The organism is Verrucomicrobiota bacterium (genome assembly GCA_016871535.1).
GTDB lineage: Bacteria > Verrucomicrobiota > Verrucomicrobiia > Limisphaerales > SIBE01 > VHCZ01.
The window spans coordinates 1-9,246 of record VHCZ01000242.1 but is presented as its reverse complement, the minus strand read 5'-3'; the positions used below and the strand labels follow the sequence as shown (position 1 = coordinate 9,246).

At 60.7% G+C, this 9,246-nt stretch carries 8 protein-coding genes; 6 read left to right on the top strand and 2 right to left on the bottom strand.

What is annotated here, in order from left to right; all coding sequences use genetic code 11:
* The 6 genes from FJ398_22390 to FJ398_22365 all read left to right on the top strand — a co-directional run.
* A partial coding sequence (locus tag FJ398_22390) for a hypothetical protein (GenBank protein MBM3840657.1) occupies window positions 1-2,101 on the top strand: 2,101 nt, incomplete at its 5' end.
* Window positions 2,102-2,520: 419 nt separating this feature from the next.
* Window positions 2,521-2,988: a hypothetical protein gene (locus tag FJ398_22385; GenBank protein ID MBM3840656.1), complete on the top strand. Its 468-nt coding sequence runs from the start codon at window positions 2,521-2,523 to the stop codon at window positions 2,986-2,988.
* Window positions 2,989-3,259: 271 nt separating this feature from the next.
* Entirely contained in the window at window positions 3,260-4,063 is an 804-nt protein-coding gene (locus FJ398_22380; protein MBM3840655.1) for a chromosome segregation protein ScpA, read from the top strand.
* Window positions 4,064-4,066: 3 nt separating this feature from the next.
* Window positions 4,067-4,780, top strand: a complete 714-nt coding sequence (scpB, locus tag FJ398_22375; protein MBM3840654.1) for an SMC-Scp complex subunit ScpB — start codon at window positions 4,067-4,069, stop codon at window positions 4,778-4,780.
* 462 nt (window positions 4,781-5,242) lie between these two features.
* Window positions 5,243-6,304, top strand: coding sequence for a prephenate dehydratase (gene pheA / locus FJ398_22370; GenBank protein ID MBM3840653.1), 1,062 nt, complete (start codon window positions 5,243-5,245; stop codon window positions 6,302-6,304).
* Window positions 6,305-6,455: 151 nt separating this feature from the next.
* Complete coding sequence (locus FJ398_22365) at window positions 6,456-7,427, top strand: KpsF/GutQ family sugar-phosphate isomerase (protein ID MBM3840652.1); 972 nt, start codon at window positions 6,456-6,458, stop codon at window positions 7,425-7,427.
* Here the strand turns inward: FJ398_22365 and FJ398_22360 are convergent, their stop codons facing one another.
* A complete protein-coding gene (locus tag FJ398_22360; GenBank protein ID MBM3840651.1) occupies window positions 7,428-8,474 on the bottom strand; it encodes a low specificity L-threonine aldolase in 1,047 nt (348 codons plus the stop codon).
* A 55-nt stretch (window positions 8,475-8,529) separates the two neighbouring features.
* Window positions 8,530-9,246: SDR family oxidoreductase (locus FJ398_22355; GenBank protein ID MBM3840650.1), on the bottom strand; the 717-nt coding region annotated here is incomplete at its 5' end.

Here is a 9,246-nt window from a genome sequence, read left to right as displayed (position 1 = left end):
CCCTCCGCGACAGGCTTCGCACAGCGCTCGCAGGCTCGCCCATCCGCGCCGACCGAATCGAGTTCACTTTGTTCGCCTCGACAGACGAACGGCGTTACGGACTGGCCGTTCTCGTTCCATTGCTCTCCACCCCGTGTTTCCACGACGCAGTTATGGTTCAATACCGCACGATTCTTCACCGCACAGAAGCGGACTTTCACCGCTTCGACCAATCGCCATCTCAGGCGCACGAGCGCGGGCAGCCTGCCCGCGAGAGGTTTCTGTCCAGATCCTCAGAAACGCGCGGGCACGGCTGCCCGCGCTCCTTTCGCCGATTCTTGAAACAGGCGTGGGTTTGACAAGGCCGATTGGATTTGCCGCAGTCCTCTTCGCGGTTGGCTTGTCTCCTCTCCACGCGGCCGTCTCAGCTCGCCAGCCGAAAGCGGATAATCCGGCGAACCACGCGTTCCCGGCCCTGGGCAGCGCGGCCCAGAGGAAAGTGGTCGTGGAGTGGAATCGCTTTTACGACCACGCGGGCCTGGGCGCGATCCTGGCCAATCTTCACCAGGCTTTTCCCGATCTCACGAAATTGTATTCCATCGGGAAGTCGTACGAAGGCCGCGATCTCTGGTGCCTCGAAGTCACGGCGCGGAAGGTGGGCGATCCGGAACGGAAACCCGGCATGTACATCGACGGCAACATCCACGGCAACGAAGTCCAGGGCGGCGAAGTCGTCGCTTACACCGCCTGGTACCTTTGCCATCAGTATGGCCGCCTGGATAAGGTGACCGACCTGCTCGATCACAACGTCTTTTACCTGATCCCGACAATCAATCCCGACGGGCGCGACCGCTGGTTTCATCACCCCCAGAACATGCACTCGTCCCGGAGCGGACTCCGGCCCCACGACAACGACCGCGACGGCCTGGTGGACGAAGACGACGTCGATGATCTGGATGGCGACGGTTCGATCACGCAGATGCGGATCAAAGATCCCAACGGACGCTGGAAACCGCACCCGCAACATCCGGAGTTCCTGCTGGTCCAGGTCGCCGCCGATGAAAAGGGCGAATACACTTTGCTGGGCAACGAAGGCCTCGACAACGATGGCGACGGCCAGGTCAACGAAGACCCGGCTGGCGGCTACGACACCAACCGCAACTGGGCCTGGGATTGGCAGCCGAATTACATTCAGTTCGGCGCGCAGGAATATCCCTTTTCGCTGCCGGAGTCGCGGGCCATTTCTGAATTCGTCACGAGCCGCTCCAACATCGCGGCCTTCCAATCTTATCACAACAACGGCGGCATGATTCTCCGCAATCCGGGCCGCGAAGGCGGGGTGAGCCAGCCGGAAGACGAGCGCACGCTGCAATTCATCGCCCAGCGCGGCGAGAAAATGCTGCCCTTCTACCGCTCCATGATCATCTGGAAGGATCTCTACACGGTTTGGGGCGGGGAAGTGGATTGGTTTTACGGCGCACGCGGGATTCTGGGCTTCACGACCGAGCTGTGGACCACGCGCAACCTCGACAAGTCCGCCGGCGCCTCGCGCGAAGATGAAGCCGCGTTTCTCAAATACGTCCTCCTCAACGAAGGCGTCGTGAAATGGCGCGAATTCAACCATCCGACTTATGGCCAAATCGAAATCGGAGGCACCAAGAAAGAATGGGGCCGCACGCCGACCTCCTTCCTCCTCGAAGAAGAATGCCACCGCAACATGGCGTTCACGCTCTATCACGCGGACCAGATGCCGCGATTGAGCATCGGCGAGGTTGAGATCGCGCGGCTGGACGAGAGCTTGTTCAAAGTCTGGGTGGCGATCGAGAATTCGCGGATGATTCCGACGCGCTCGGCGCAGGACGCGAGAAATCACATCAGCCCGCCGGACGTGGTGACGTTGAGCGGACGGGACGTCACGGTGCTTTCCTCGGGCCGGGTCACCGACCGGTTTTTCAAGCGGGTCGAAGCGGTCAAGCGCCGACCGGAGCGGGTGGAGCTGGATACGATCTCCGGCATGGGCGCCGTGCGCGTTCAATTCATCGTCCGCGGGCGAGGCAATTTCACGGTGCGGGTTGATTCCGCAAAGGGAGGAATCTTCTCCACTCAACGCGCCCTGCCGTGAGGCGTGGATTACTGATTACGCTCATGGGGTCTTGACCCCAGTCCGGGGCAGGAGCAATCACTAGCGCCTGTCAGCGATTCTTCTAAGAGCGTGTCCGAAAATTCCGCGGGGTCCTGTTTTCGCGCCAAAGGCCGGATGGCGAGGCGCAACGAAGGAGAATATCCTCCCTGGATCTTCGACTGAGGAGCAACGAAGCCAGGCGGCCTTTGGCGCGAAAACCCTCCGGGCGGCGGGTCTTTTGTCCGTGGCCTGCGTTGGCTCGGTCCTTACAGCCCGCGTTGGGGATGCTCGGACCTCGCCGCCTTGGCCACAGCCAAAATCCCTCGCCGCAGGACCCCGCGCAATTTTCGGACACGCTCTAAGCCAAATTCGGCGGAGGCCGGATTGTTCCGGAACGGATTCGCCCCTCCACTGGCCTCATGACAACGGTGGCGAGGACAAAAAGGTGTGATTCAAAAGGCGGCGCAACTTCCGGGCTGAGATTCTTCATTGCCTACGAAAACATCGAGATGGGCCTTCAGGCGCTGCAACTTTACCAGCGCGTGGCCCGGCGGTTCGGGCAGGAACACCGCTTTCAGCTCGATCTGTGGAAATTCGAAGCTCTGGGCGTGCCGTCGCTCGACAAGCATGCCGCGGAGGAAGCCGCCGCCGCCGATTTGGTGATCGTGGCGGCCAATCGCGACGACCGCGTGCCGCTCGACTTGCGCATCTGGGTCGAGCAGTGGACCGACCGGAAAATCGGCAAGGAATGCGTTCTCGTGTTTTTGTCCGAGCACTCCCACTCTGCACCCGATGGCGCGGCGCCCCTGCACACATTCCTGCGCGACGTCGCGAGCCAGAATCTGATGACCTTCCTCTCGGACTCCGTCGGAACGGGGTGCGATTAAAACTGTCGGTCAGCGACTCCGATTGACTTCTCTCTCTCCCCGCGAGGAACGAGTGGGGAGAGAGCTGGAGAGAGGGAGTTCTTGGAAACAGGAGAAGCGAGCCAACGCACCTCCTCTCCCCAGCCCTCTCCTCCCTTCGGGAAAAGAGGGAGAAGACTTTGTTGACCGACAGTTTCAATCGCACCCGTCGGAACGTTCCGGCGTTGCAAACCCGGAGCGTCCTGCTTACAATGCCCCCACCTGTTGAGGCCCGTCCCTCGCAGCGTTCTTGATGACTGAACACAAAGTCCAACTTGAGGTCTTCGAAGGCCCGCTCGATTTGCTCCTCTACCTGGTCAAAAAGGAAGAAGTCGATATTTACGAGGTCAACCTCACCAAGATCGCGACGCAGTTCCTGGAATACGTGGAAGTGATGCGCCAGCTCGATCTGGAAATTGCCGGCGAATTCCTGGTCATGGCGGCCACCCTGATGTACATCAAGAGCCGCGAATTGCTGCCCGCCGATCAGCAAGCTCAGGTCGAGGAGGAAGACGAAACCGAAGATCCGCGGTGGGAACTCATCCGCCAGTTGGTCGAATATAAGAAATTCAAAGACGCCGCCGGCGGACTGCAAGAACGCGAAGCAGTCCAGGAAAATGTTTTCCCGCGCGTTCCGGGCAAGCTCGAATTCGAGCCGGAACGCCCCGCGCCCAAGCCCGAAGTGTCCGTGTTCGATTTGATCAACGCCGTCAGCGCGATTCTCAAGCGCTTTGCCCAGCGCGAAGAAAGCCGCGATGTCTTTGAGGACCGCTGGACCGTCAGCGAAAAGATCGAGGAACTCATGCAACTCGTGCGAGCGCAGACCCACGTGCGATTCTTTGATCTGTTCGCCCGAACCACGAGCCGGACGGAGGTGGTCGTCACGTTTTTGGCGTTGCTGGAGCTGATCCGGTTGAGAATGCTGGCCGCCTCGCAGAGCGAGGCCTTCGGCGAGATTCAAATCAGTCTGGCCGCAGCCCCGGATCTGCCTGCGGTTCCCGCGTCCGAATTTCCCGTGAGCGGAAATGGCAGCCCCGTTGCAACGCAGAAGCCGTAAATCATGGAACTCAAAGCCATTCTTGAATCGATTCTTTTCTCCGCCGAGAAGCCGATCAGCTCGCGCCAGTTGCGCGAACTGTTTTCCGCCGCCGCCGAACAATCGGACGATGAAACCGCCCGCGCCTACCGAAAAGTGCGGGAGGAAGACCTCGCCACGGCGTTGGAAGAATTGGAGAAAGATTACGCGCAGGCCAACCGGAGTTTTCAACTCGCGTGCGTGGCCGGCGCGTGGCAATTCGTCAGCCGGCCCGAATTCGCCCCCTGGCTGAAGGCGCTGGTCGGCGAGCGGAACCGCCACCCGCGCCTCTCCCAGCCTGCCCTGGAGACGCTCGCCATCATCGCGTATCGCCAGCCTTTGACGCGCGCGGAGATCGAACAAATTCGCGGCGTCTCGGTCGATGGCGTGATGCAGACGCTTTTGGAGCGGGGATTGGTCGAACAGGTCGGCCGCGCCGAGATTGTGGGGCGTCCCATGACCTACGGAACGACCGGCCAGTTCCTCGAATACTTCGGATTGCGCAGCCTGGAGGAATTGCCGGCCGCCGACGAACTGCGGCGCATTCCCGTGCAAAAGCCGGAGGGCTTGCTCACGGCCGAACCCGGCCTCGCGACCGTGCCGCCGGAACAACTGACGCTCGATTCGTCGAACGGCGCCGCCGCCATGGCGGAAACGCAGAAATCCGCGGGCGCCGAGGATGAGGCGCCCAAACAGTGACAACCCGGTGATGACCGCTCTTCCCATGAAGCGTCTCTTCGGACCGTGGCCTTTCGGCCGCTTCAACGCTCGACTCCGGAGAGTGCGCGGAAGCAGCCTGAAGGCTGCGGTCCGCATGGTCTTAGTTTCATGGGCCGTATGCGCGGCTCCGTGGAAGCTTCCCATGAAGCGATCCCCCTCACCCCGTCCCTCTCCCCCAGTGGGGGGAGAGGGTGTCCGCAGGACCGGTGAGGGGGATTGCATTCCGTTCGAAGTCACATTGCGCGATCAGCGAATCGTGGGAGCTTCTCGGGAACCTGGTAGGGACGGATGGGCTTCCCAAGCCCCGCCATCCGTTGCCCCACAAAGGACATTCACTTCGCGAAACGCGGACCACTCCGTCCCTGACTTTACTCTGCGATCGAATGAGCAATTCCAGGGACGCGGTGGAACGCGTCCTTACCAGTCCAAAATTGCCCGCCCATGAGCGTTGCCGAGCATCGTCAGGCGATTGACCGGCTCGACGAACGAATCATCGAGCTGCTCAACGAACGCACCCGGCACGTGCTGGAGATCGGCGCGATGAAATTCAAAGCCGGCGAGGAGATTTACGCGCCGGACCGCGAGCTCGCCGTGTTCGAGCGGCTTTGCAAACGCAATCCGGGACCCATCACGAACGATTCGCTGCGCGCCATTTATCGCGAGGTCATGTCCAGCGCGCTTTCGCTTCAGAAATCGATGACCATCGCGTACTTTGGGCCGGAAGCCACCTTCACGCATCAGGCCGCGATCCGGCGCTTTGGTTCCAGCCTGTATTACGCGCCGCAAAAGACCATCGCGGACGTCTTTAACGAAGTGAGCAAGAACCGCGCAGACTACGGGGTCGTTCCGGTGGAGAATTCCACCGAAGGCGTCGTGACCCATACGCTGGATATGCTCGTGGACAGCGACCTGAAAATCGTCTCCCAAATCGTGTTGCCCATTCAGCATTGCCTGGTTGGCAAGGTCAAACGCAGCGAGATCAAACGCCTTTACTCTCACCCGCAAGCGCTGGGGCAATGCCGCGGCTGGATTCAGAAGCATTTGCCGGAAGTCGAGATTATCGAAAGTTCCTCGACCACGCGCGCCGCCGAACTGGTGCGCTCGGACCGGAAATCGGCCGCGATCGCCAGCTCGCTCGCGGCCGAGCGTTACCGCCTGAAAATTCTCGAACGCGACATTCAGGACAACTCGATCAATGCGACCCGATTCCTGGTCCTGGGCCGCCAGTGCAGTCCCCCAACCGGACGCGATCGAACCAGCGTGATGTTTAGCATCGTGCACGAAATCGGCGCGCTGCATCGGGCGCTGGCTCCGTTCCGCCGATTCAAGATCAACATGACCAAAATCGAATCGCGGCCGAGCAAGCGCCGGGCCTGGGAATATTACTTTTTCGTGGATTGCGACGGCCACATTCACGATGAACGGGTGGCCACGGCCGTCGAGCAACTCTCCCGGCACTGCAATTTCGTGAAGGTGCTCGGATCCTACCCGAATGCGGAGTGAGTTTGAGGCGCGACAGCCTTAATGACTGCACTGCGGCGAAGCGGAGACAGGGTAATCAGTAATCAGTAATCAGTGATCAGTAATCAGTGGGCATGGGTGTCAATTAGTGATCTGGAAATCCTCCATTCTCAAAGTCGCTCTCGGAACTTGAATGAGCCATCTCGCCCGCGCTCGTACCGTTTTCGACATCGAACTGGCCGCGCTCAGGGCCGTCCGCCGGCATCTCGATGCCGCGTTCGACCAGGCGGTTGAAATCGCGATCGAGGCCCTGCGGCAGCGCGGCAAAATTGTCGTCGTCGGCATCGGCAAATCCGGGAACATCGGCCAGAAAATCTCGGCCACCTTGACCAGCACCGGTTCGCCGAGCGTCGTGCTCAACAGCGTGGACGCGCTGCACGGCGACCTCGGCATTATCAACGACGGCGACACGATCCTGGCCTTGAGTTATTCCGGCGAGACGGACGAATTGGTCGGGCTGCTCCCGGCGCTCAAGCGGTTTGACGTCAAAATCCTTGCCCTCACCGCCGGAACGCGATCCACGCTCGCCCGCTACAGCGATGTGGTCATCAACGTCCGCGTGCCCAAAGAAGCCTGCCCCTTCAACTTGGCGCCGACAGCGAGCACGACGGCGATGCTGGTGATGGGCGACGCGCTGGCCATGGCCATTCTGGAGGCGCGCGGCTTCCGGAAAAACGATTTCGCGAAGTTCCATCCTTCCGGCGCCATCGGGCGAGCGATGCTGCTGCGCGTGCGCGACATCATGCGGACCGGACCGCGCAATCCAGTGGCCCCGCAAACGATCTCGGTGAAGCAGGCGTTGCTCGTCATGACCCGGGCCAAGTCCGGCACGGTCAGCGTCGTCAATGCCAAAGGCAAACTGGCCGGCGTATTCACCGATGGCGACCTCCGGCGCCACATGGCTTCGGAGGAAGAAGTGCTTTCTTTGCCGTTGTCCAAAGTGATGACCCGAAACCCTGTCGCCATCGATCAGGATGCGCTCGCGCTCGAAGCCGTGAAACTTTTCGATCAGCGCAATATCGACGATCTGATCGTTGTGAATGCGAAGAAGGAACCGGTCGGGATCGTGGACTCGCAAGATTTGCCGAAGCTGAAGTTGATGTAGCTACTTCAGCAGCGACTTCAAATCCGCGGCGAATCCCGTCACGTCCTCCTCGGTCGTGTCCCAGGAACACATCAAGCGGCAGCCTCCGCGGCCAATGAACGTGTAAAATCTCCAGCCCAGGTCGCGCAGTCCTTTGATGGCGGGTTCGGGCAATTCCGCAAAGACGGCATTGGCTTGCCGGGGAAAAAGGATTTTCACGCCGCGGACGTCTTGCAGTTTTTCATGGAGAAGCTGCGCCATGCGATTGGCCTGCTCCGCGTGCCGAAGCCAGACGTTGTTCTGCAGCATTCCGACCCACGGCGCGGCCAGGAAACGCATCTTCGACGCCAACTGGCCCGCTTGCTTGCAGCGATAGTCGAACTCGTGCGCCAGGTCGCGATTGAAAAACACAACGGCGTCGCCCACGTGCGTCCCGTTTTTTGTCCCACCGAAACAGAGCACGTCGATGCCGGCCCGCCACGTAATCTCGGCCGGCTTCACGCCGAGGGACACGACGGCGTTCGCGAAGCGTGCGCCGTCCATGTGCACCTTCAATCCCAGCGCCTTGGCCATCAGCCCGATCGCCTTCACTTCTTCGACCGAATACACGGTGCCGACCTCGGTGGCTTGCGTGAGGCTGACCGCGCGCGGTTTCGGATAATGAATGTCCGTGCGGCGCCGGACCATGCGTTCGATCCCGGCAGGATCGATCTTGCCGTTTTCACCCGGCAGGAGCAGCACCTTCGTGCCATTGGAGAAAAATTCCGGCGCGCCGCATTCGTCGGTTTCGACGTGGGCGATCTCGTGGCTGAGGATGCTGTGGTAAGACTGGCAGAGGGATGCCAGGGCGAGGGAATTGGCGGCGGTGCCGTTGAAGACGAAGAACACCTCGCAATCCGTTTCGAACACTACGCGGATCATGTCCGCGGCTCGCGCGGTCCAGGGATCGTCGCCGTAGCCGACGGCGTGGCCTTGATTGGCTTCGGCGAGAGCGGCCCAGGCTTCGGGGCAAATGCCGGCGTTATTGTCACTGGCGAACTGGCGCGGTTTGGTCGGCGAGGTGTTCATGTGTTGCGCCCGGAGATTAATCGGACCATGCGCGCTCTGGCGAGTCTTCAGACCCTCAGGAATAGGCCCATCCCCGGTCTGCGAGAATTTCCTGTCCGGTGATCGCGCTGCTGGCGTGGCTGGCCAGGAAAAGAACCACGCGCGCGATCTCTTCCGGTTGAATGAGCTCTGGAATGCACTGAGACCGTTTGATCAGTTTCTTGGCAGACGGCGTCACGTAATCCCGCAGTTGCCGCGCGGTCATGATCCATCCCGGAGAGATCGTGTTCACCCGAATTCGTCGTGGGCCCAATTCACGGGCCAGCGAACGGGTGAAGGCGATCACGCCGCCCTTGGTCGCGACGTAGGCGGTCAGATTCTCAGGACCGCGATGGAAGGTGATGGAGGCGAAATTCACAATCGCTCCGCCGGTCCGCGGCATCCACTTCACCGCTTCCCGCGTGGTGAGGAAGCAAGCTCTGAGGTTGGCCGCGAAGAGACGGTCCCAGTCCGCGGCGGAACACTTCGCCAACGGAATACGAGGGTCGCGCGCCGCGTTGTTCACCAGCACGTCGATCCGTTTGAATCGCTTTCCGACTCCGTGGATCCACCCAGCGATCTCCCGCTCCTTGAGCAAATCGACCTCGCGAAAGAAAACGCCCGTCCCTAAGTGGTCCATTTCATAAATACGCTCACGTTCGCGGCAAGGGATTTTTCGGCCAGACGAGGCGCGAGCGACGAGCATATCCCGAAGTGGATCTGTAAGGAGCAAGCAACGAAGTCTGGCGAAAAA

Excerpts from the sequence above, each read along its gene's own strand:
- FJ398_22385 (MBM3840656.1), top strand. The coding sequence starts at position 2,521 with ATGACAACGGTGGCGAGGACAAAAAGGTGTGATTCAAAAGGCGGCGCA.
- FJ398_22380 (MBM3840655.1), top strand. The coding sequence starts at position 3,260 with ATGACTGAACACAAAGTCCAACTTGAGGTCTTCGAAGGCCCGCTCGAT.
- scpB (MBM3840654.1), top strand. The coding sequence starts at position 4,067 with ATGGAACTCAAAGCCATTCTTGAATCGATTCTTTTCTCCGCCGAGAAG.
- pheA (MBM3840653.1), top strand. The coding sequence starts at position 5,243 with ATGAGCGTTGCCGAGCATCGTCAGGCGATTGACCGGCTCGACGAACGA.
- FJ398_22365 (MBM3840652.1), top strand. The coding sequence starts at position 6,456 with ATGAGCCATCTCGCCCGCGCTCGTACCGTTTTCGACATCGAACTGGCC.
- FJ398_22360 (MBM3840651.1), bottom strand. The coding sequence starts at position 8,474 with ATGAACACCTCGCCGACCAAACCGCGCCAGTTCGCCAGTGACAATAAC.